We start from the raw sequence: 23,069 nt of genomic DNA on the forward strand, positions 1-23,069 counted from the left end.
CGGGCAGCTCGGCGTGGCGCCGTCCCGGCCTCCGGATCAGGAAGCCGGCAGGATGTTCTGGTTGACGCGGAAGGTGTTGTCCGGATCGTAGCGCCCCTTGATCCGCGCCAGCCGCGGATAGTTGGCGCCATAGGTCGCCTGAATGCGCTCGCTGCCCTCGTCCATCATGAAGTTGATGTAACCGCCCCCGTCATTGAACGGGTGCAGGGCCTCCCAGTAGTCGCGCGCCCAGCGGGTCACGGCCTCGGCCCTGGCCGGGTCCCGATCGATTCCGGCGATCACCATCGACCAGGTCGCCTCCCGGCATGGCCAGGCCATGGCGTCGCCCTGGGTATCGTGCACGGCGCCGTCTATCGGATACAGGTGCATCAGCGACAGACTGCCGGACGGAATCCGCGCGGCATGCTCGAGATGCACCTCGATGGCCCTGTCGCTGAGCTCGTGCACGAAATCGCCTTTCCAGTACCACTGCAGGCCCTTGGGCAGGATGGCATCGAAGGCGGACTGCCAGGCGGGAAACGGCATGCGCGTCATGCCATCCATCAACGGCTCCGGCAGCGCCTCCCTGACCGACTGCATGGTCGCCATGGCCTCTTCCTCGGGCCCGGTATGGCAACACATCAGCGCGCACACCAGGCGGTCCCACAGCGCTTCCGGAAATGGCGCCATCGAAGGCACACGCTTCAGCCCCAGAAACATGCCCAGCTGCCTGGGAGCCTCGGGCAGAAAGTCGCGGTACCAGGCCATGATCTGCCGGGCATGGGCCAGATCCCAGAAGATGGGCCCGGCGAAGACGGTATGCACCGGATGGGCCTGCAGCAGGAAGCTGGTCACGATGCCGAAGTTGCCCCCGCCGCCACGTAGTGCCCAGAACAGATCCTCATGACGGTTGATATTGGCAATCACGATCTGACCATCGGCGAGCACCACTTCGGCCTCGACCAGATTGTCGACGGTCAAGCCGTGCAGCCGGCTCAGATATCCATGCCCGCCGCCCAGGGTCAGCCCGGCAATACCGGTGGTACTGACGATGCCCGCCGGCACGGCCAGCCCATAAGCATGCGTGGCATGATCCAGGTCGCCCTGGGTACAGCCGGGCTGTGCCCTGACGGTCGCGCTGTCCGGATCGACATGAACCCCCGTCATCCGCGACAGATCGATCAGCAGGCCATCATCGCAGCTGCCCAGGCCCGGACCGTTATGACCGCCGCCACGCACGGCGATCAACTGCTCCTGCTCGCGGCCGAAGCGCACGGCCGTGGCCACATCGGCCGTATCCATACACTGCGCGATCAGCCGCGGGCGTTTATCGATCATGCCGTTGTAAAGCGCCCTGACGTCATCATAGGCCGCATCCTCGGGCAGGATGATGCTGCCCCTGAACACCCCCCTGAAATTGTCGATTGTTGCCGTGTCCATTTCGATCACCTCTTGATCCGCCGCTATGAAAGCCACATCAGGCCCGCAGGAAGGGGCCCTGGACTTAACCTAGGCGTGACCGGAGGCGGCCGGCATGAGGCAGGTGTCCCGAATCGAGCCGAAGAATTGCTCCAGGCTTGAGACGGATGTCCCGAGTGGCGCATCAGGCATGGCCAAAGCCCGCTTCTCGCGCCTTGACGATCATCTCCGCACGGCTGGACACCGACAGCTTGCTGCCGATTCGACTGACGTGGTTACGCACCGTCTTGGGCGAAATGGAAAGTTCATCGGCAATGCCCGGATTGGCCAGACCCCGGGCCACGGCATCCAGGATGGCCTGTTCACGACGCGTCAGGTCATCGAAGCCGGGTGGCGGGGCGACGGCATGGGCCGACATGCCACTCAGGAACCGCCGCAACTCGGTGACCAGCAACGGCCAGCCAGGATCCGAGGTCTGCAGGATATGGTTCCTGCCCTCCAGCGGCAGAAAATGCGCGTCCGGAATCTGTGCGGCCAGGCGCCGTCCCGCCTCGAAGGGCACCATATGGTCGCCCTTGACGTGGGCCACCAGGGTGGGCGCCTGGACCTGCGGCAGCTGGGGGCGAATGTCCAGTTCATGAAAGCCCCGCCATAGTCGCACCGCATCATCCGGCTCCGCGGTATAGCGCTGCAACTGCTCCCACCACACCACCTGGTCAGCCGCTTCGCGGGGTGACATCAGCCGGGCGAAGACCTCACGAAAGGCGCTGTTGGGGTGGCCCCAGCCGACTTCGATCAGCTGCTCCAGTGCGCGGGCCTCATCGGACTGCTGTTGGTTGACGCCCGCAGAATAGGCGCCATTGGCATAGGCATTGTAGAGAATCAGGTGACTGACCCGCTCGGGATAACGCGCAGCATAGGCGGCCGCCACCGCGCCTCCCTGGCAGATGCCGAACAACGGAAAGCGCCGCCAGCCCAGGGCGTTGGCCACCGCTTCCAGATCATGCAACCAGGCTTCCAGCCCCTGCTCGTGCACCCGATGGTCGGACAGGCCGGAGCCACGAATATCGAACCGCGCCAGGGTGTGCTCGCGCGTCAATTCACGCAGCCAGTGACGCCAGATGGGGCTGTCCCAATCACGTTCCAGGTGGGTCATCCACCCGCCCACACGCAACAAGGGCGGGCCTCGCCCGGCCGTTGCATAGGCGATGCGGACACTGTCCGACGTTGTGCAAAAATTGATCACCTGCCTCATATACTGAGGCTAGCGTATCCCCTGGCGACTTGCGACACGCCGGCCGACTCCCTGCCAGCCAGCGCGCCGGGCGCGACCGACCCAGAAAGGCGCGCCAACAGGCAGTCGTCGCGACGACTGGCGAATGATAGGCTGAAGGTTCCTTACTCACTGCGATGGAGTGACGTTCAGATGGCCGATATTTCGCTCAAGCCCGTTGAGGCACCCGACAGCAATGCCAAGAAGCTGCAGGAAGGTCAGGAGTTCTTCGTGCAGGACAACGTGGGACGCGTGCTCAACTGCCGCGTCACCGAACGCCTGCCGGACGGCAAGTTTGTCGCCGAGATCGTCGGCCTGGGCGGCGAAGGCGCCAAGTCCGTCAAGGAACTGATCGGCGAAACCATCACCGTCGGCTGGGAAGAGGTGCGCTTCGACGCCCCGCCCGGCGTGACCACGGTGCAGTAAGCACGCCACGCCCAGATACCCCCCTGACACACGAGGTACGCTCATGCACAAGCACATCGAATGGGACCAACCGGGTGACAAGAGCGTACTGCGCTACTTCGCCGACCACCCGGACGACTTCCCCGAGCCGCATGTCGGCAGCATCATCTCGGGGCTGTACAAGGGCGCCACGGTGCGGGTTCGCGTGGAGGCCAGACTCGACGATGGCACCAACATCGGCGACGTGGTGGCCCTGATCGCTTCCGCCGACGGCAAGCGCCAGCAGAGTCTCGGCGACCTCTCGGTAGGCGATACCGTGCGCCTGCCCGACAGCGCGCGCGCCCTGGAGCCCGATCATCCCCAGGCAGACGACGAGGAAGCGGAAGACTGATCCGGAGCGCCATTGCCAGCCGTTCGGCCAACGACGCCTAAACGCTCGCACACTAGCCAGGTAACACCTCGATAGCGCAGAGTTGACGTCGATGCGGCAAAGCAGCAAAGTGCGGCATCTTTCGGCCTGCGGAACTTGCAGCAGACGGGACGAGGCCAGCCTCGATCCCGATGCCCGAGTACCAGCAGCGACTCATACCGAACGCCTGACACAGCAGGCGGCAGCGGACCGAAGCGACACGGCTATGGCAGGACCTCCATGAGCACGAACAACATCTGGACGCACAAGGGGACCTTCCTGCTGGCCGCCGTCGGCTCGGCGGTCGGGCTCGGCAACCTGTGGCGCTTCCCGTACCTGGCCGGCGAGAACGGCGGGGGCGCCTTCCTGCTGATCTACATCGTCACGCTGTGCATCATCGGCGTGCCCATCCTGATCGCCGAGATCCTGCTGGGGCGCAGCAGCCGGCGCAGCCCGATCATGGGCATGCGCTTTCTGAGCCGCACCCACAACGCCTCGCGGGCCTGGGAGTCGATCGGCTGGTTGAGTGCCGCCGCGGCCCTGATCATCCTCAGCTTCTACTCGGTGATAGCCGGCTGGGCGTTGCACTATACCTGGCGCATGCTGACCGGAGCGCTGGCCAACGCCGATGCCGAGCTCGCCTCCAGCGGCTTCCAGAGCCTGCTCGCCTCGCCGGCGCTGCTGACGCTCTATCACACCCTGTTCATCGCCGCCTCGGGCCTGATCGTCGGCCTTGGCGTGCATCGCGGCATCGAGAATGCCCTGCGCCTGATGATGCCGGCACTGCTGGTCATTCTGCTGGTGATCCTCGCCTACAGCGTCATGCACGGCAACATGCCGGCGGCGGTCGACTTCCTGCTGACCCTGCAGTTGAGCGACCTCAGCTTCGAAGGCTGGCTGGCCGCCATGGGCCAATCCTTCTTCACCCTGAGCCTGGGCATGGGCGCACTCATGGCCTATGGCGCCTACATGCCCGGCGAGGTCTCGCTGAGCCGCACGGCACTGGCCATCGTGGTCATCGATACCGCCGTGGCGCTGATCGCCGGCCTGGCCATCTTCGCCCTGGTCTTCGGCGCCAGCCTGGACCCCGCCGAAGGCCCGGGCCTGATGTTCATCACCCTGCCGCTGGCCTTCGTCGAAATGCCGGGCGGCTCGCTGGTCGGCGCGGTGTTCTTCATCCTGGTACTGGGTGCCGCGATCAGCTCGGCCATCTCGATGATCGAGCCGGTCGCCGCCTTCCTGGTCGAACGCTTCGACCTGACCCGGGCGCAATCCGTGGCGGCCATGGTGATCGCCAGCTGGGCCCTCGGCCTGCTCACCGTCTTCAGTTTCAACGTCTGGTCCAGCGACAGCCCCTTCCATGATCTCCTGGGCATCAGCGCCTTCCAGCTGATGGAGCTGCTCACGCATATCCTCATGCCGCTCGGCGGCCTGATGGTCGCGCTCTTTGCCGGCTGGGCGTTGACTCATGGTGAAATCATGAAGGAATTGCGGACCAGCGAAGGATGGCTGCACACCTGGCGCTTTCTGGTACGCTTTATATCGCCGGCGGCGGTGGCGTTCGTCTTCCTGCGCGCCATCCCGCAGATTGACGGCTACCTGCTGCCCGTGATCGGTGCCACGGTGATCGTGGGGGCCTTTGCCGCCAGTCGTATCATGCGGACGGAACACCCGCGCCGCCGCTGAGCCCTCGGGACCGGGTGGCGACACCACTCCGCCGGGGCACGCAACACCGAGCCGTGTACAACAAGCCATGGCGTGATCCGCCATGGCAAAACAATGAATGACACAGACGGAATCCCCACCATGTCTGCCATCATCGACGTCCACAACGTCAACAAGGCCTTCGGCGGCCTGCAGGTCATCGACGACTGCTCGATCCAGGTCGGCCAAGGCTCCGTCACCGGGCTGATCGGCCCCAATGGCGCCGGCAAGTCGACCCTGTTCAACATCATCGCCGGCGCCCTGCCGCTCGACAGCGGCCGGGTCGAGCTGGAGGGCGAGGACATCACCAACCGCCCCGCCAACGAACTGTTCCACAAGGGCCTGCTGCGCACCTTTCAGATCGCCCACGAATTCGCGCACATGACGGCACTCGAGAACCTGATGATGGTGCCGCCCCGTCAGGCCGGCGAGAACCTCTTCAACACCTGGTTCAAGCCCGGCGCCGTGGGCCGGGAAGAAGCCGAAGTACGCCGCCGCGCCCACGAAGTCATCGACTTCATCGGCCTGCATCACGTGCGCAACGAACTGGCCGGTAACCTCTCCGGCGGGCAGAAGAAGCTGCTCGAACTCGGTCGCACCATGATGACCGACGCCAAAATCGTGCTGCTCGACGAGATCGCCGCCGGGGTCAACCGCACCCTGCTGGGCGACCTGATTCGCAACATCGAGCGCCTCAACCAGGAGATGGGCTACACCTTCCTGGTCATCGAACACGACATGGACATGATCGCGCGCCTCTGCGATCCGGTGATCGTGCTGGCCCAGGGCAGCGTGATGGTCGAAGGCACCATCGAACAGATCCGCAACGATGAAAGAGTCATCGAGGCCTACTTCGGTGCCAATGTGGCCTGAACGCAAGCCCGGCCTCGGCAGCTCATGAACAACAAAGGGGGCAACACGGAAATACTGACTGGCTAGCCCGGCCCGGCAGCCACCAGGCCCACGGCCGTATTTCCGCAGCCCCGTACGCAGAGACCCAAACCTTATGCCTCTACTCGACGCACGCGACGTGCATGGCGGCTACGGCGGCATGAACATCCTCAACGGGGTGGACATGGCCATCGAAGCCAGTGAGGTCGGCGTCATCGTCGGCCCCAACGGCGCCGGCAAGTCGACCATGCTCAAGGCCATCTTCGGCCTGCTCACGGTCAACCAGGGCGAAATCCTGCTCAACGGCGACCCCATCCACAACCTGCCACCCAACAAGCTGGTACGCCGTGGCATGGGCTTCGTGCCCCAGGAGCACAACGTCTTCCCGAGCATGACGGTGCAGGAAAACCTGGAAATGGGCGCCTACCTCAAGCCCGACAACGTCAAACGCATGCTGGAACGCGTCTACGAGTTCTTCCCGCCCCTGCAGGAGAAACGCCACCAACCGGCCGGTGAGCTCTCGGGTGGCCAGCGCCAGATGGTGGCCATGGGCCGTGCCCTGATGCCCGAGCCCGACCTGCTGTTGCTCGACGAACCGACCGCCGGCCTCTCGCCGCTGTACATGAACGAGATCTTCGAGCGGGTCAAGGAAGTCAACGCCGCCGGCGTCGGCATCCTGATGGTCGAGCAGAACGCCAAGCAGGCGCTCGCCATAGCCGACAAAGGCTTCGTACTGGCCGCTGGTCAGAACCGTTTCACCGATACCGGCGCGGCCCTGCTGGCCGACCCGGATGTCGCCAAGAGCTTTCTGGGCGGCTGAGCCTGGCTCGGCATCGACGGAACCATCTGGAGGCTGTGCCTTGAACGAACTCGTCTTCTTCATCAACAACGTGGTGATCGCCGGCAGCGTATCCGGGTCGATCTATGCCATGGGCGCCGTGGGCGTGACGCTGATCTTCAGTATCATGCGTTTCGCCCACTTCGCGCATGGCGACATGATGACCTTCGGCGCCTTCATGGTGCTGCTGCTGACCACCCTCTTCCCGCAGGCCGGGGCGGCCATCGGCATTCCCACGCCGATTCTGCTGATGCCGCTGGCCATGGCGTTGACCGCCGGGCTGGCGGTGGGCATCGACCGCACCTTCTACAAGCCGCTGCGCGCGCATGGCGTCAAGCCGATCGTCATGGTCATCGCCTCGCTGGGCGTGACCCTGATGCTGCAGGGCCTGATCCGCCTGTTCGCCGGCACCGGCGGCTCCAGCCTGTATGTGGATGACCGCAAGGAAATCTTCCGCCTGCCGGTGCCCATCGAAAGCGTGCGCATGCCGGTGGTCATCACCGAACCGCAGCTGTATCTGTTCGGCCTGACCATCCTCAGTGTCATCGGCCTGCACCTCTTCCTCAGCCGTTCGCGGCTCGGCAAGGCCATGCGTGCCATGTCCGACAACCCGGACCTGGCCCAGGCGTCGGGCATCAACACCAACACCATCGTCGCGGTGACCTGGATGCTCGCCGGCGGACTGGCCGCCATCGCCGGCACCCTGCTGTCGCTGGACGTGACCTTCAAGCCCGACCTCAGCTTCTTCCTGCTGCTGCCGATCTTCGCCGCGGCCATCGTCGGCGGTGTTGGGCATCCCTTCGGCGCCATTGCCGGCGGCTTCGTGGTCGGCTTCGCCGAATCCCTGGCGGTCTTCAACTGGAGCATCCTGTTGCGACCCTTCCGCGACAGCCTGCCCGAGTGGCTGGAGCTGCCCGGCAACCTGGCCTTCGTCGGCACCGAGTACAAGATCGTGGTGCCCTTCTTCATTCTCGTCGCCATCCTGGTGTGGCGTCCCACCGGCATCTTCAAGGGCAAGGTGATCACATGACACAGTCACATCACACAGAACCTTCCCCGGAACCGCAACAAGCCGACAGTGTCGCACCGCCGCGGCGCTTTCCGCTGCGCGAACTGGTGCTGTTCCTGGGTCTGCTGACCGTGGTGATGGTGGTCTACTCCACCATGGGCGCCGCCTACGGCACCCGCATGCTGGTCGAATCGGCCTGCTACGCCATCCTCGCCCTGGGCCTGACCATCCAGTGGGGCTACGCCGGGCAGTTCAATGCCGGCGTGATGGGCTTCGTCGCCCTGGGCGGCTTCTGCGCCATGTTCTTCAGCATCCCGGTCAACGACGCCTTCTGGAACAGCGAGCTACCCGGCGAGCTCGGCCTCGCCCTGCTCTACATGGTCGGCGCCATCGTGCTGGTCGTGGCCGCTTCACGCCTCGATCGCCTCGGCGTACCCCGGCGACTGCGCACCGCCATCGCCGTGATCCTCGGCGTGGTGCTGTACATGCTGGTGATCAGCAACTTCCGCGAAGTCGCCGGCCAGATCGAGTCGCAGGCTGGCTTCATTGGCGGCATGGCACTGCCGGTCTGGTTCGGCTGGATCATCGGCGGCGCCCTGGCCGGCGGTGTCGGCTACTTCATCGGCCACGTCTGTCTGGGCCTGCGCAGCGACTACCTGGCCATCGCCACCATCGGCATCGCCGAGATCATCAAGGCGTTCCTCAAGAACGCCGACTGGCTGACCCGTGGCACCGCCACCGTCTCGCCCCTGCCCTGGCCGGTCCCCGGCCCCTCGGAAGTCGGCTTCACCCTGGCACGCGCCATGTACCTCTCGGTGACCGCGGTCATCATCGCGGCCATCTTCTTCCTGCTGCACCGTGCCTATAACGCCCCCTGGGGCCGCATGATCCGCGCCATCCGCGACAACGAGGTCTCGGCCGCGGCCATGGGCAAGGACATCAACAAGCGCCGGCTGGAAATCTTCGTGCTGGGCTGCATCCTGATGGGCATCGGCGGCGCCGTGCTGGCCAGCTTCAACAGCCTCTTCGACCCGCAGGGCTACCTGCCGCTCAACCACACCTTCCTGGTGCTGGTCATGGTCATCCTCGGCGGGCCGGGCAACAACCTGGGCACCATCTTCGGCGCCGTGGCGGTCTACATCATCTGGATCATGTCCGGGCCGCTGGCCCTGAGCCTGATGGAATGGGCCGCCAACGCCGGCGCAGGCGTGTTCGGCTGGGAGGTGCCAAACAATCTGGACAGCCGCGCCCTGCAGGCGAGGGTCTTCGTCATCGGCCTGCTGATCAGCCTGGTGCTGCGCTTCGCGCCCAAGGGCATGCTGCCCGAGAAGGTGCGCCACCACGGCTGACTGACCTCCGCCCCTCGGCCATGGCACGGCAGGGGCGGAGAACACCCCTCACGCAAAAAAGGGCCCCACCGAAGTGGGGCCCTTGTCGTCGCGGGGCAAACCCCGTGGCAGGCGGGTGCGTTACTCGGCGTCACCCTCGCTGGATTCACTCTCTTCTTCATCGGCGTTGACGAAGCCCTTGCTGACGAAGGAGCCATCCTCGACGGTCATCTCGACCACAACGCCCGGCACGTCACCCTTCTCGTCGAACTCATGCGTACCGGAGGCGCCTTCGTAGTTGATCTCCGTACCCGCGGCGATCAGCTCCTTGGCCTTTTCCCACTCGCCCGGCAGGATGACCTCGCCCGGGGCCGATGCCACGCTGCGCAGCGCCTCGGACAGCCCCTCGCGCTCGGCGTTGCCATTCTGCTCGATGGCCAGGCCCAGCAGGAAGGCGGCATCGTAGGCCTGAGCGGCAAACACCGCGCTCGGATCAACATCCGCGGCCTTGGCCGCTTCGTTGAAGATCTCGGTACCCGGCAGGTCCGGGCTGCCCGGCCGTGTGGCGATCATGCCTTCCAGGACATCCGCACCGATGGCCTCGACCAGGCTGTCGCCGACCATGCCATCCGCCCCGATGTACTGAGTGAACATGCCACCCTCGTAGGCCTGACGCATGACCGTCTGGCCAGAGGTGTCGGCATAGGCCAGTACCACCAGGTTGGGCACACCGGTAGAGGAAAGCTGCCCCAGCTCCGCGCGGTAATCGGCCCGGTTATCCTCGTGGGGCAGGTTGGCCGCCACGGTACCGCCATTCTCCTCGAAGGCGGTGGTGAAGGCTTCCGCCAGGCCACTGCCATAGTCATTGTTGACGTAGGTGACCGCGACTTCCTCGATGCCCTTGTCCATCAGCAGCTTGGCGAGCATCCTGCCCTGGAAGGCATCCGACGGCACGGTGCGGAACACCAGGTCGTTGTCGTCGATGTCGGAAACCGCTGGCGCCGTGGAAGCCGGTGACACCATGGTCACGCCACCCGGCACGGCCGCATTGTTGGCCGCCGCCACGGTGGCGCCGGTGCAGAGTGCGCCGACGATCGCCGTCACATTCTCGGTATTGACCATGCGGTCCGCCGCGTTGGAGGCCGCCGAGGCATCCGAACAGGTGGTATCGCCGGTGGGCATGACGATATCCTCGCCATCCAGCACGCCGCCCTGCTCGTTGATCTGCTGGGCCGCCAGCTGAGCACCATCGAAGATCGGCGGCGTCAGGCTCTCGATGCCCCCGGTGAAGCCACCGAGAAAGCCGATCTTGACTTCCGCCTGGGCCATGCCCGTGAACGCCACGGAAGAGGCCGCTACTGCCATCGCTAGAACGCGTTTCTTCATGATTGTTGGTCTCGTTTCAGGTTGCACAGGAACACACCTACACAATCTGGAAGGAAGGGGCCCAAAACTCAAGCCATGACTGCCAACGGTAGGCAGAAGGCGGCGCCATGGGTCTACACTCTCAAGCGCAGCCCACGCCGCGACCGTGCGGCGTTCGCCAACCATTACCGGGAGACCGACCATGATCCACCGCACCCCCTGTCACGGCACTCGACTGATGCTCGGCAGCCTGCTGCTCGCCGGCCTGAGCAGCACCGCCACGGCCGACGCGAGCAGCGGCCAGGCGATCGACTACCAGCAAGGCGACGACACCTTCAGCGGCTACCTCGCCAGCGCTCCGGACGAAGCCCGCGGCACCGTGCTGATCATCCACGACTGGGACGGCCTGACCGACTACGAACGCCAGCGCGCCGACATGCTCGCCGCCCAGGGCTATGACACCTTCGCCGTCGATCTCTACGGCAAGGGCAACCGCCCGGTGGAAACCGACGCCAAGAAGGCCGAGATCGCCAAGCTCTACGACGACCGCGAGCGCATGCGCCAGCTGACCCTGGCCGGCCTGGAAGAGGCCCGCCAGCAAGGCGCGGCACGGCCCACCGTGGTCATGGGCTACTGCTTCGGCGGCGCCGTGGTGCTGGAAATGGCGCGTTCCGGCCAGGCCGAGGATGTGCACGGCTATGCCACCTTCCACGGCGGCCTGGGCACCCCCGAGGGCCAGTCCTACCCGGACGACATGCCGCCCCTGCTGGTCGCCCATGGCGGCGCCGACAGCTCCATCTCCATGGAGGACGTCGCCACGCTATCCGAAGAGCTGGAAACCGCCGGCGCCACCTACGAGATCGAGGTCTACTCCGGCGCACCCCACGCCTTCACCGTGATGGGCAGCGACGCCTACCAGGAACGCGCCGATCAGAAATCCTGGACCGCCTTTCAGGCCCTGCTCGACGAGGCGCTGTAAGCCCAGTCATTCTGACTCCCAAAAGTCCAAAGAGAAGATAAAGAGGCGCCTTTCTGAAAACGAAGGCGTGGATAATTCGGTAGAATCGCTAATCGGTATGCGAATTTAACGAATCCACGCCAACCCGCAGAAAGGAGTCCCTCTTGTCCAACAACGCCCCAGCTGCCGGCCCCAACCTCTGGCAGCGAATTCCCCTCTGGCAGAAAATCCTCGCCGGCCTGGCACTAGGTGTTCTGGCCGGCGCGCTGATGGGCGAACAGGCCAGCTTGTTCAAACCGATTGGCGATATCTTCATCAACGCCATCAAGATGCTCATCGTGCCGCTGGTGTTCTCTACCTTGGTGGTGGGCATCACTGCTATGCGCGACCCGCAGAAAATGGGCCGCATCGGTGCACGCACTATCGCCCTCTACCTACTGACCACGGCATTTGCCATCGCCATTGGCTTGCTCGCATCCTGGATCTTCCAGCCTGGTGTCGGTCTCGACATGACCTTCGAATCCGGCGTCGAGGCCAAGGAAGCACCCAGCCTGACGGAGATCCTGGTGGGGCTGGTACCCCAGAACCCCATCGATGCCCTCGCCAACGGCAACATCCTGCAGATTATCGTCTTCGCCATTGGACTAGGCATCTCGCTCACCCTGATCGGCGAGAAAGGCGAGCCCGTCGTGAAAGTCTTCGAGAGCTTCGCCGACGCAATGGTCAAGCTAACCAACATCGTCATGGCCTTCGCCCCCTTCGGCGTCTTCGGACTGATCGCCCACGTCTCGGGTAACTATGGCCTGGAGGTCCTGCTGCCATTGGCCAAGGTGATCGGCGTTGCCTACCTGGCCAGCGCCCTGCACGTGCTGCTGGTATACTCCGGCCTGCTCGCCTTGATTGGCCGCCTCAACCCATTGCGCTACCTGCAAGGCATTCTCGACGCCCTGGTCGTCGCCTACTCCTCGGCCTCGTCTTCCGGCACCCTGCCCGTCTCGCTGCGTTGCGCCCGGAACAACCTCGGCGTTTCGGAAGGCGTAGCCGGCTTCGTGCTGCCAGTGGGCGCCACCATCAACATGGACGGCACTGCCATCTACCAGGGCGTAGTCGCCGTTTTCATCGCCCAACTGCTGGGCGTCGACCTGAGCATGGCCGACTACGGCATGATCATCGTGACTGGTACCCTAGCCTCGATCGGCACTGCCGGCGTCCCCGGCGCTGGTCTGGTCATGTTATCCATCGTCATGGCCCAGATCGGCCTGCCATTGGAAGCCATTGCCGTGATCGCCGGCATCGACCGCATCCTCGACATGGCGCGCACCAGCGTGAATGTGGCCGGCGACCTAATGGTCACCACTCTGGTTGGCAAGAGCGAGGGCGAGCTGGATGAAGACATCTACAACGCCAGAAGCTCACACTAAGTCTGCATGAGGCACGGCCGGCCGCTACGCGACTACGGGACGCGGCCGGCCCTCGGACGCCAGGCAAGCACTGCGCTACCTGCGTGCTTCACTCTGCCAGTGCCGCCTCGACGAGCTCCCTGGCTTCCTCGCTCATCGGCAGGCCCAGAGCCAGCTCCCGCGCCTGCGGCGACATCTTGCCCCAGGTCTTGCGCACGATGCGGATCAAGTGGTCACGCTCCACCTGCTGCGAAAAGTCGGCGAAGTAATTTTCCAGGAAGACCAGACAGGCGCAGTCTTCCACCGCCTGGGTCCCGGCCTCCCGACCCAGTCCCTGCTTACGGATCATGCGCGCCACCTGCTCGGCACTCTGCTCATCGAAGCCGGCCTCGCGCATCAGGCGCGCCGTGGTCTCGCCGGCACGCTTGCCCTGATCGCGCCGCCAGGTGAGATACCCGACCCGACCTTCCTCATATTCATCGCGCGGCACCTGCCAGCGCTGCAGGTGCTGGCCACGCACCGCCAGCTGCACCAGCTCATCCGGCGCCGCCTCCAGCCGCTCCAGCCAGGCACTCATGCGACCGGCGTGCCATAGCTCCTTGGGCAAGGACTGCCCCTCGACCTCCACCCGGCGCGGATCCTCCGCGTGCAGGGCATCCAGCGCCTCGAGCGCTCGCTGAGTTTCCACGGATACTGCCATGACGGCCTCCCTCGATCGGTTCTAAAGGAAACGCTGAATAAATCGACGAGCATAGTGAAGCGCAAGGCGCACGGAGCATAGAAAGCGAGACATAACATTTAGTTAGGCGAGCTTTCGAGCACCGCGCAACGTAGCGATTTGCATGCGCAGGCATTTAAGCAGTGTTTCCTAAACGGCAATGCCGCCATCTAAACACAGCACGCCCCGAAGGGGGTCGATTTGCAGGGCCGCGGCAGGCCGGTTAGGTTATTGCACGAATATTCAACAAAGGAATGCCACCTTGACTCACCTTCGTGCCCTCTCCTCCAGCCTCGTAATGCTCGGCACCACCGGCCTCCTGGCCCCCATGGCCGCCCAGGCCCAGGACGACGCCCTCGCCCAACAGCGCCAGGACCTCCAGAACTTCCAGGTCATCGCCCACCGCGGTGCCAGTGGTCACGCCCCGGAACACACCTGGCACGCCTACGACAAGGCCGTGGCCATGGGTGCCGATTACCTGGAGCTGGACGTTCACATGAGCGCCGACGGGCACCTGATTGCCATTCACGACACCAGCCTGGAGCGCACCACCGACGGCCAGGGTCCGGTCAAGGAACACGACCTCAGCGAACTCAAGACGCTCGACGCCGGCAGCTGGTTCAACGCGGCCCACCCCGAACACGCCGACGACGCCTACCAGAACGCCCGGCTGCTGACCCTCGACGAAGTGATCGAACGCTACGGGCAGGACGTGCGCTACTACATCGAGACCAAGTCTCCCGAGGACTACCCCGAACTGCAGAGCGCCCTGGTCAGCAAGCTCGAAGCCGCAGGCCTGGTGCAGGCCGGCTCGGTGGTCATCCAGTCGTTCAGCCAGCCCAGCCTGCAGGAAGTCCAGTCGCTCAACCCCGAGATCCCCCTGGTGCAGCTGCTCTGGTACTCCCCCGGCGATGACGGCAGCCTCGAGGAATGGACCGGCGTGACGCCCGCCCCCGCCGAAATCACCGACGCCGATTTCCAGGCCATCGCCGACTACGCCGTGGGCGTCGGCCCCAACTACCAGTACGACGGCCAGACCGTCATCGACGAGAGCTTTATCAAGCAAGCCCACGCCAACGACCTGCTGGTGCACAGCTACACCATCAACGACCAGGCCAGCATGCGCCAACTGCTCGACTGGGGCGTCGACGGCCTGTTCACCAACTTCCCCGATCGCTTGAAGGCCGTGCAAGCCGAGCTCCATCAGGAGGTCGAATAGCGCCATCTGGTCGAGCCGGTCAACGGGCTTTTGGTGCCCAAGGCGTTGTCGAAACCGGCCACAAGCTTTAGGTTTATCCTTCTCTAACCCCTGACGGATGTGCCTGACCCATGTCCTACAACCCCGGGTTGGTCGCACTCTCCATCTGCGTGGCTGCGACCGCCGCTCTGACAGCGCTCAATCTCGCCGGCCGCGTGCGCGCCAGCACCGGCTGGGCCGGCAAGGCCTGGCTGCTGGGCGGCGCCTTCGCCATGGGCATCGGCATCTGGTCGATGCATTTCATCGGCATGCTCGCCATGGACATGGCCGGCAGAGTGGCCTACGACATCCCGTTGACCATCGTCTCGATGATCGCCGCAGTACTCTCTTCGGGGCTGGCCCTGACGCTCGTCCAGTCCGGCTCACGTCAACGCACCCGCCTGGGGTTTGGTGCCCTGGTCATGGGCGGTGGCATCTGCCTGATGCACTATGTCGGGATGGAGGCCATGAAGATCCCCGGCTCTCTGAGCTATCGACCCGGCCTATTTGTGGCATCGGTCGTGATCGCCATCTCCGCATCGCTATTGTCTCTGTGGCTCGCCTTCAGACTGAATCCCCGGAACGCCACACATCGCCCCTCCTTCTGGTACCGGGGCCTGGCAGCCGCCATCATGGGATTAGGCATCTCCGGCATGCACTACACAGGGATGGCCGCCACCATCTATCCGGAAGGCGGCATCCCGGCCGTCGACGGCGGCCTCTCGCCACTCCAGCTCGCCATCAGCGTGGCCATGGTCTCTACCTGCATCATGATCGCCGCCATGCTGGTCTCGGTATTCGATGCCCACATGTCCTCGATCAACGCCCAGCTAGCCACTTCCCTGCGCGACGCCAACCGGGAACTGAAAGGCATGGTCTACCGGGATACGCTGACCAAGCTGCCCAACCGGCTACTGCTGGAAGAACGCCTGGACGAGCTGCTGGCCGCCCGAGCGGACACCTTTGCGGTATTCTTCATCGACCTGGACCATTTCAAGAACGTCAACGACTCCCTGGGCCACCACATCGGCGACGCGCTCCTCAAGCAGGCCGCTCAGCGCCTCAGTGCCGCCGTGCGTGAGGCCGATACCGTGGCCCGGGTGGGTGGTGACGAGTTCATGGTCCTGATGGAACACAACGTGACACCGGACAACGCCGCATCCCTGGCACAACGCCTGGTACAGACACTCGATAATGCCTTCCAGATCGAACAGTGCGTGGTGAAGGTCTCGACCAGCATCGGCATCAGCCTCTACCCCGAACACGGCAAGGAAAAGCATGACCTGATGGTGCACGCCGACGCCGCCATGTATGCCGCCAAGCAATCGGGACGCAACGCCTTCCTGTTCTTCGAGCGCGACATGACCTCACTCGCCGAACGGCGCAACCACCTGGAGGAGCGCCTGCGACTTGCCCTGGAAAACGACGGCCTGAGCCTCGCCTACCAGCCCAAGGTGCACATCGAGACGGGCCACGTCACCGGCGTGGAAGCCCTGCTACGCTGGCACGACGAAGAGCTCGGTGATGTGATGCCCGATGAACTCATCCCCTTTGCCGAAGACAACGACCTGATCCTGCCGATCGGCGAATGGGTGCTGCGCCAAGCCTGCCGTTTCGCATGCGAATGGGAGAGGGAGACGGGGCAGCCGCTGCCGATGGCGGTCAATATCTCGGCCGTACAGCTTGGCAGCCGCCACTTTGTCAGCATGGTTCGAAGCATTCTCGAGGAAACCGGCCTGGCACCACACCATCTTGAGCTCGAGCTCACTGAAAGTGCCCTGATCCACGACCCCCAACATGCCCTGGAAGTCCTCAATGAGCTACGCGCTCTGGGCGTGACCTTCTCCATCGATGACTTCGGTACCGGATACTCGAACCTCGCACAGCTGAGACGCTTCCCCATCGACCGGCTGAAGATCGACAAGAGCTTCATGTCCGACGCCGTCACCAACCTCCAGGATGCCGCCATCGTGAAATCCGTCATCAGCCTGGCCAAGCACCTGGACCTGCAGGTCACTACAGAAGGCATCGAAAACGAAGAACAGCTCAGCTTGATCCGCCAAATCCAGAGCCATGAGTATCAGGGTTACTTTTTCAGCAAGGCACTCCCTGCCAACGAAATAAAGCAGCTCCTCGCCGAACACCCTCAGATGGTGACAGCAATGAAGCCATCAACTCTTGGGGATGCCAGTCCGGAACTGGAATGTGTCGACCCACATGCAAAACATAGGCCCAAGTAACAGGCCTTCTGAGCTGCCTGGGCGGCAGCGAACAAGCCTTACATCTCCCGCGCTTCGACGCTGCATTTCTGAGCTGCCTGGGCGGCAGCGAGCCTATCCAGCGTATCGCGCCACCGCTTGCGTTCTTTCTGAGCTGCCTGGGCGGCAGCGAGCCAGGGCAACGACCTGGGTGAGAACGTGCCGGCTTTCTGAGCTGCCTGGGCGGCAGCGAACGAGACCCGTTGGGATTACCTGAAATCGTACATTTTCTGAGCTGCCTGGGCGGCAGCGAACTGGCGTACCGGAATGGGCTAACCCCGAAGACTTTTCTGAGCTGCCTGGGCGGCAGCGAACGTTGTGGGTGATTGTCTACCTCCGCACCTTCATTTCTGAGCTGCCTGGGCGGCAGCGAACGCGAACCTCGACCAGCTCGTTTTGCAGCGTCTTTTCTGAGCTGTCTGGGCGGCAGCGAACGGCTGAATATGGTGTAGTCGATGCTTTCGTCTTTTCTGAGCTGCCTGGGCGGCAGCGAACCTGGGAGCGGCGGATCATGATGTCTTTCTGTTTTTCTGAGCTGCCTGGGCGGCAGCGAACAGGCCTTCGTCATCCAACTGGTGCGACAGGTTTTTCTGAGCTGCCTGGGCGGCAGCGAACTAATCGCCATCCTCGTAACGTATTTCCTTGAATTTCTGAGCTGCCTGGGCGGCAGCGAACCTCGCGCCATGCCTGGGCCTCGGTTTTCGCCATTTCTGAGCTGCCTGGGCGGCAGCGAACCTCGCCGCATCGGCGGCCCGGGGCGTCGGCATTTTCTGAGCTGCCTGGGCGGCAGCGAACGCCGTCCGGCGAGTATCCGGCGCCGTGATTGATTTCTGAGCTGCCTGGGCGGCAGCGAACGTCTGAAAATCGAACGGGAAATCGGCGACATATTTCTGAGCTGCCTGGGCGGCAGCGAACGTCATACCAATCACGGTCACGACCCGCGAGCTTTTCTGAGCTGCCTGGGCGGCAGCGAACTACTGGTACAGCACGCGGTTGCCGCGCACGATTTTCTGAGCTGCCTGGGCGGCAGCGAACGTAGAGGTCTCGTGCGCTCCAGCGGTGGTAGCTTTCTGAGCTGCCTGGGCGGCAGCGAACTGGCGCGGTGCAGTCGGGCGTTTCGGCTCTGCTTTCTGAGCTGCCTGGGCGGCAGCGAACGGTGGCCGTTGCTTCGGCTCTGGCATCAGCAATTTCTGAGCTGCCTGGGCGGCAGCGAACGGCTGGGCGAAGTCGAACTTGCCTTGCTCTTCTTTCTGAGCTGCCTGGGCGGCAGCGAACGTATGTATTGCTGTTGCGCTGCTCTTTCCGCTTTTCTGAGCTGCCTGGGCGGCAGCGAACCAGTTGTCGCGCCTCAGCATCATCCCCTGACATTTTCTGAGCTGCCTAGGCGGCAGCGAACCAAGGGTTGGGCTCGCGTAGCCACTGGTCATATTTCTGAGCTGCCTGGGCGGCAGCGAACGGTCGAGCGATGCGTCGGCGAGATGCGGGAATTTTCTGAGCTGCCTGGGCGGCAGCGAACGATGGTCTGTCCGGGCTCCACATCACCGGTATTTTCTGAGCTGCCTGGGCGGCAGCGAACTGAAAGCCGACGGGAAGTACGAAAACCTGGATATTTCTGAGCTGCCTGGGCGGCAGCGAACGTGGTTCTGGACAGCACCAATTCCATCACATTTTTCTGAGCTGCCTGGGCGGCAGCGAACCGGCATACTCCGCGAACAGATGGATGTCGCCATTTCTGAGCTGCCTGGGCGGCAGCGAACCTGGCACACTTCAGGACGCCTTGATCGACGACGTTTCTGAGCTGCCTGGGCGGCAGCGAACGTGGTGTTGCCCGCGCCGGCATCGGAGGTCTTTTTCTGAGCTGCCTGGGCGGCAGCGAACCGGCATCTCGCTCAGCCACCGGTCCTGGCAACTTTCTGAGCTGCCTGGGCGGCAGCGAACTCGCCCTGATGGAGAGGCAGCGCAACCTGTCCTTTCTGAGCTGCCTGGGCGGCAGCGAACAATGCGCTGAAGAGTACTGCCCGCCGAGGACGTTTCTGAGCTGCCTGGGCGGCAGCGAACATGGATGTCCCGCAGCGCTTGCTGGAGCTCCTTTTCTGAGCTGCCTGGGCGGCAGCGAACCCGGCCAGCAGGATAGTCAGAAGCATCTTCATTTTCTGAGCTGCCTGGGCGGCAGCGAACTCGGTACCCAGACGGCTACGGTTCGCCGTATTTTTCTGAGCTGCCTGGGCGGCAGCGAACGCTCCTGCAGGTCGGGCGTTTCAGGCGTTGGCTTTCTGAGCTGCCTGGGCGGCAGCGAACATTCACTGCTTTCACGCTTGATCCCGGCGAATTTTCTGAGCTGCCTGGGCGGCAGCGAACCCAGCCAGCGAGCGAAATGCACGGCGAGCTTCTTTCTGAGCTGCCTGGGCGGCAGCGAACGCGCAACACACGCCGAGGAGTTCGACGCTCACTTTCTGAGCTGCCTGGGCGGCAGCGAACGGGGCGCTCGGCTTCGATGGAATAGCCGGCCATTTCTGAGCTGCCTGGGCGGCAGCGAACAGATGGGGCCAATCCTCGAGGACCTGGCCAATTTTCTGAGCTGCCTGGGCGGCAGCGAACAAAGTCCCGCTTTCGCCCATAGACGGCGGCGATTTCTGAGCTGCCTGGGCGGCAGCGAACCCGATTGTTTCCATTCGCCACCCACGCGGAAATTTCTGAGCTGCCTGGGCGGCAGCGAACGCGTCACCCTGGAGCGTGCCGGCGACGAGCATTTTCTGAGCTGCCTGGGCGGCAGCGAACTGGAAACTGTGGCGAGTCGCGTCCTCGCGAAGATTTCTGAGCTGCCTGGGCGGCAGCGAACCGCCTGTGTGGCGGCAGTCTGCATGATGTGGATTTCTGAGCTGCCTGGGCGGCAGCGAACGGGGCAGGCTTAAACAACTATTTCATTTTGCTTTTCTGAGCTGCCTGGGCGGCAGCGAACGACAAGGCTGAGCTCATCAATTCCGCCCTGGTTTTCTGAGCTGCCTGGGCGGCAGCGAACTCCTGATCGACATGAGCGGTTGTCAGATTGCCTTTCTGAGCTGCCTGGGCGGCAGCGAACGCTGGCGCTCGCCATGTATCCGGTATTCCTCTTTTCTGAGCTGCCTGGGCGGCAGCGAACGGTCGGTCATACCTGCCCTGCCTTTTCGTTGATTTCTGAGCTGCCTGGGCGGCAGCGAACCCTCGTCCCACTTGATGCCGAATTCGGCGTCATTTCTGAGCTGCCTGGGCGGCAGCGAACCGTTCCTCGATATGCTCGCATTCGCCGAGATCTTTCTGAGCTGCCTGGGCGGCAGCGAACCTGATCGAGGACAGTCACCACCTGACCGAAGGTTTCTGAGCTGCCTGGGCGGCAGCGAACCCGTGCAGGCCATCACGCCGCGCAACGCCAGCTTTCTGAGCTGCCTGGGCGGCAGCGAACGTGCAGCAGGTCGTAGACTGGATCTTCATGGTTTTCTGAGCTGCCTGGGCGGCAGCGAACGGCAGCGTGATGCCGGGGTCGTAAATCGGCGCTTTCTGAGCTGCCTGGGCGGCAGCGAACTCGAAGGGGAGAGCCTTCGGGGCGTCCTGCAATTTCTGAGCTGCCTGGGCGGCAGCGAACGGATACCCTGCCGGGCCAGCGCCTGACTGAGCATTTCTGAGCTGCCTGGGCGGCAGCGAACCCTGACGCTCCAAGCTCGATGCCCGTATCCTCTTTCTGAGCTGCCTGGGCGGCAGCGAACGCCAAGGACCACATCCTGCGGCGTGCTGATCATTTCTGAGCTGCCTGGGCGGCAGCGAACATGCGCCGCCTCTGGGTATCCCGATAGCGCGATTTCTGAGCTGCCTGGGCGGCAGCGAACGATGACGTCCTCGAGCATCGTGCAGCCGTCCATTTCTGAGCTGCCTGGGCGGCAGCGAACCGACGTTCTGGCCCCAATAAAGGTTCCGTTCATTTCTGAGCTGCCTGGGCGGCAGCGAACTTGCTCCAGCAGCTCTATCCGGATGCGCAGTTTTTCTGAGCTGCCTGGGCGGCAGCGAACCTGGTGCGGCTCTACGCCGAGCACCTCGCCCGTTTCTGAGCTGCCTGGGCGGCAGCGAACACTTTAATGGGATATTCGGAGTAGGTGATACGTTTCTGAGCTGCCTGGGCGGCAGCGAACTCATGCACGCGGTGCGTCAGGCGCGGGCGGATTTTCTGAGCTGCCTGGGCGGCAGCGAACGAATCGAGATATGATCGCTGTGTCATCACTCATTTCTGAGCTGCCTGGGCGGCAGCGAACCGGCGGCAGGTGCGGCAGGTAGTGCCGCTGTCGTTTCTGAGCTGCCTGGGCGGCAGCGAACGGGTCGTCTCCCTGCACGCCTTCCACGATCCATTTCTGAGCTGCCTGGGCGGCAGCGAACTGTTGGGCTCGTCGTGTAGCAGCCAGTAAGCCTTTCTGAGCTGCCTGGGCGGCAGCGAACGCTCTCAGCGCCAGCAGCATCGTCACCAGTGCTTTCTGAGCTGCCTGGGCGGCAGCGAACATGATGTTGTCGCTGGAGTAGTGCCGCAGCGTTTTCTGAGCTGCCTGGGCGGCAGCGAACACCCTGCCGAGCTGATCGACGCCTACATCGAATTTCTGAGCTGCCTGGGCGGCAGCGAACTAACTGCTCGCAAAGATTTTTTGCGTTGCGAATTTCTGAGCTGCCTGGGCGGCAGCGAACAGCCCGCTGTTCGGCACCTTGCATCAGATGATTTTCTGAGCTGCCTGGGCGGCAGCGAACGGAATTCGCCTTTGGCATGACCTGGTGTCAATTTTCTGAGCTGCCTGGGCGGCAGCGAACACCACCTCGGCGTCGAGCTGCCCCTGCACACCTTTCTGAGCTGCCTGGGCGGCAGCGAACGTCTTCTGATGCCGACCTACAAGACGGAAGATTTTCTGAGCTGCCTGGGCGGCAGCGAACACACGGCAAGCGCCGTGAATGCAGCCGGGTACTTTCTGAGCTGCCTGGGCGGCAGCGAACGATGACTGGGCGACGCGGCGACCGCGTGCTGTTTTCTGAGCTGCCTGGGCGGCAGCGAACTATCCGTAATCCGCCCAAGCGGCATCCCGCTTTTTCTGAGCTGCCTGGGCGGCAGCGAACACGCTTCGCCCCCACCAGGCGTTTTCCGTCATTTTCTGAGCTGCCTGGGCGGCAGCGAACGTGGACGAGGTGCGCAGCCTAATGAACGGTGTTTTCTGAGCTGCCTGGGCGGCAGCGAACCGAAAGCTGTTCGTGAAGATCTTGTTCGTCATTTTCTGAGCTGCCTGGGCGGCAGCGAACAACCGCATCGCGCATCGCGGTCAGCTCGCCTTTTTCTGAGCTGCCTGGGCGGCAGCGAACCGCCCCGACGTGATCCCGAAGATCGCCCAGAATTTCTGAGCTGCCTGGGCGGCAGCGAACATGTCCCGGCTTTATTTTGGGCGAGCGGTACATTTCTGAGCTGCCTGGGCGGCAGCGAACGTGAGAGCATGGCCAGCAGGTCGGCCAGGGTGATTTCTGAGCTGCCTGGGCGGCAGCGAACGTGATGTACGTCAGCGATACCGCACAGAATCATTTCTGAGCTGCCTGGGCGGCAGCGAACGCCCGTTCAACCCTGGGAGGGCTTCGTCAAAGTTTCTGAGCTGCCTGGGCGGCAGCGAACAATTCGCGCCGGGCAGCGTCTTCGCGCAGTTCTTTCTGAGCTGCCTGGGCGGCAGCGAACGGGGATGCCCTGGGCGAGTTCCGCGCCGAGATTTTCTGAGCTGCCTGGGCGGCAGCGAACGCGTATAACGATCCTAACGTTGAAATGAGCATTTTCTGAGCTGCCTGGGCGGCAGCGAACGGGCCATGTGGTTTGCCACGCTGAGGTTCATCTTTC

The 23,069-nt window shown here is 63.7% G+C and carries 15 protein-coding genes and 1 CRISPR repeat array (1 of these 16 running past the window's edge); of the genes, 11 read left to right on the top strand and 4 right to left on the bottom strand.

Annotated features, from left to right (window positions below):
- Window positions 1–36: 36 nt before the first annotated feature.
- Window positions 37–1,419: an FAD-binding oxidoreductase gene (locus QWY79_RS08895; RefSeq protein ID WP_290271917.1), complete on the bottom strand. Its 1,383-nt coding sequence runs from the start codon at window positions 1,417–1,419 to the stop codon at window positions 37–39.
- Window positions 1,420–1,582: 163 nt separating this feature from the next.
- Complete coding sequence (locus tag QWY79_RS08900) at window positions 1,583–2,554, bottom strand: alpha/beta fold hydrolase (RefSeq protein ID WP_290271919.1); 972 nt, start codon at window positions 2,552–2,554, stop codon at window positions 1,583–1,585.
- Window positions 2,555–2,824: 270 nt separating this feature from the next.
- Between QWY79_RS08900 and QWY79_RS08905 the strand changes: the two genes are divergently transcribed.
- The 7 genes from QWY79_RS08905 to QWY79_RS08935 all read left to right on the top strand — a co-directional run bounded on the left by QWY79_RS08905 (window position 2,825) and on the right by QWY79_RS08935 (window position 9,276).
- Window positions 2,825–3,097: a hypothetical protein gene (locus tag QWY79_RS08905; RefSeq protein WP_290271921.1), complete on the top strand. Its 273-nt coding sequence runs from the start codon at window positions 2,825–2,827 to the stop codon at window positions 3,095–3,097.
- 43 nt (window positions 3,098–3,140) lie between these two features.
- Window positions 3,141–3,467 carry a hypothetical protein gene (locus tag QWY79_RS08910; protein ID WP_290271923.1) on the top strand — a complete coding sequence of 109 codons (327 nt, stop codon included), beginning with the start codon at window positions 3,141–3,143 and terminating at the stop codon, window positions 3,465–3,467.
- A gap of 258 nt (window positions 3,468–3,725) precedes the next feature.
- Window positions 3,726–5,171, top strand: a complete 1,446-nt coding sequence (locus QWY79_RS08915) for a sodium-dependent transporter (protein WP_290271926.1) — start codon at window positions 3,726–3,728, stop codon at window positions 5,169–5,171.
- Window positions 5,172–5,291: 120 nt separating this feature from the next.
- Window positions 5,292–6,062, top strand: coding sequence for an ABC transporter ATP-binding protein (locus QWY79_RS08920; RefSeq protein WP_290271928.1), 771 nt, complete (start codon window positions 5,292–5,294; stop codon window positions 6,060–6,062).
- Between the two features lie 133 nt (window positions 6,063–6,195).
- The gene (locus QWY79_RS08925) at window positions 6,196–6,900 is read left to right on the top strand and encodes an ABC transporter ATP-binding protein (RefSeq protein ID WP_290271930.1); all 705 of its coding nucleotides are present in this window, start codon (window positions 6,196–6,198) and stop codon (window positions 6,898–6,900) included.
- A gap of 40 nt (window positions 6,901–6,940) precedes the next feature.
- A complete protein-coding gene (locus QWY79_RS08930) occupies window positions 6,941–7,948 on the top strand; it encodes a branched-chain amino acid ABC transporter permease (protein WP_290271932.1) in 1,008 nt (335 codons plus the stop codon).
- Window positions 7,945–9,276 (top strand): branched-chain amino acid ABC transporter permease, encoded by a 1,332-nt coding sequence (locus tag QWY79_RS08935; RefSeq protein WP_290271933.1) that lies wholly within the window; start codon window positions 7,945–7,947, stop codon window positions 9,274–9,276. Before QWY79_RS08930 ends, QWY79_RS08935 begins: the two co-directional genes overlap by 4 nt.
- 120 nt (window positions 9,277–9,396) lie before the next feature.
- Here the strand turns inward: QWY79_RS08935 and QWY79_RS08940 are convergent, their stop codons facing one another.
- The gene (locus QWY79_RS08940) at window positions 9,397–10,644 is read right to left on the bottom strand and encodes an ABC transporter substrate-binding protein (RefSeq protein ID WP_290272026.1); all 1,248 of its coding nucleotides are present in this window, start codon (window positions 10,642–10,644) and stop codon (window positions 9,397–9,399) included.
- Between the two features lie 178 nt (window positions 10,645–10,822).
- Between QWY79_RS08940 and QWY79_RS08945 the strand changes: the two genes are divergently transcribed.
- Window positions 10,823–11,599 (top strand): dienelactone hydrolase family protein, encoded by a 777-nt coding sequence (locus QWY79_RS08945; RefSeq protein WP_290271935.1) that lies wholly within the window; start codon window positions 10,823–10,825, stop codon window positions 11,597–11,599.
- Window positions 11,600–11,742: 143 nt separating this feature from the next.
- Complete coding sequence (locus tag QWY79_RS08950) at window positions 11,743–12,999, top strand: dicarboxylate/amino acid:cation symporter (RefSeq protein ID WP_290271937.1); 1,257 nt, start codon at window positions 11,743–11,745, stop codon at window positions 12,997–12,999.
- 88 nt (window positions 13,000–13,087) lie between these two features.
- Here the strand turns inward: QWY79_RS08950 and QWY79_RS08955 are convergent, their stop codons facing one another.
- On the bottom strand, window positions 13,088–13,678 hold the full coding sequence (locus QWY79_RS08955; RefSeq protein ID WP_290271939.1) for a DUF4202 domain-containing protein: 591 nt from the start codon (window positions 13,676–13,678) through the stop codon (window positions 13,088–13,090).
- A gap of 280 nt (window positions 13,679–13,958) precedes the next feature.
- On the opposite strand from QWY79_RS08955, the gene QWY79_RS08960 reads away from it, so the two are divergent.
- Both QWY79_RS08960 and QWY79_RS08965 read left to right on the top strand, forming a co-directional pair.
- Window positions 13,959–14,915 carry a glycerophosphodiester phosphodiesterase gene (locus tag QWY79_RS08960; RefSeq protein WP_290271941.1) on the top strand — a complete coding sequence of 319 codons (957 nt, stop codon included), beginning with the start codon at window positions 13,959–13,961 and terminating at the stop codon, window positions 14,913–14,915.
- A gap of 110 nt (window positions 14,916–15,025) precedes the next feature.
- Entirely contained in the window at window positions 15,026–17,173 is a 2,148-nt protein-coding gene (locus QWY79_RS08965; RefSeq protein WP_290271943.1) for a putative bifunctional diguanylate cyclase/phosphodiesterase, read from the top strand.
- A 5-nt stretch (window positions 17,174–17,178) separates the two neighbouring features.
- Window positions 17,179–23,069: direct repeats of the CRISPR family, unit length 28 nt; unit sequence TTTCTGAGCTGCCTGGGCGGCAGCGAAC (it continues 1,405 nt past the right edge of the window).

Source organism: Halomonas sabkhae (genome assembly GCF_030409265.1).
In the GTDB taxonomy this organism is placed as follows: Bacteria; Pseudomonadota; Gammaproteobacteria; order Pseudomonadales; family Halomonadaceae; genus Halomonas; species Halomonas halmophila.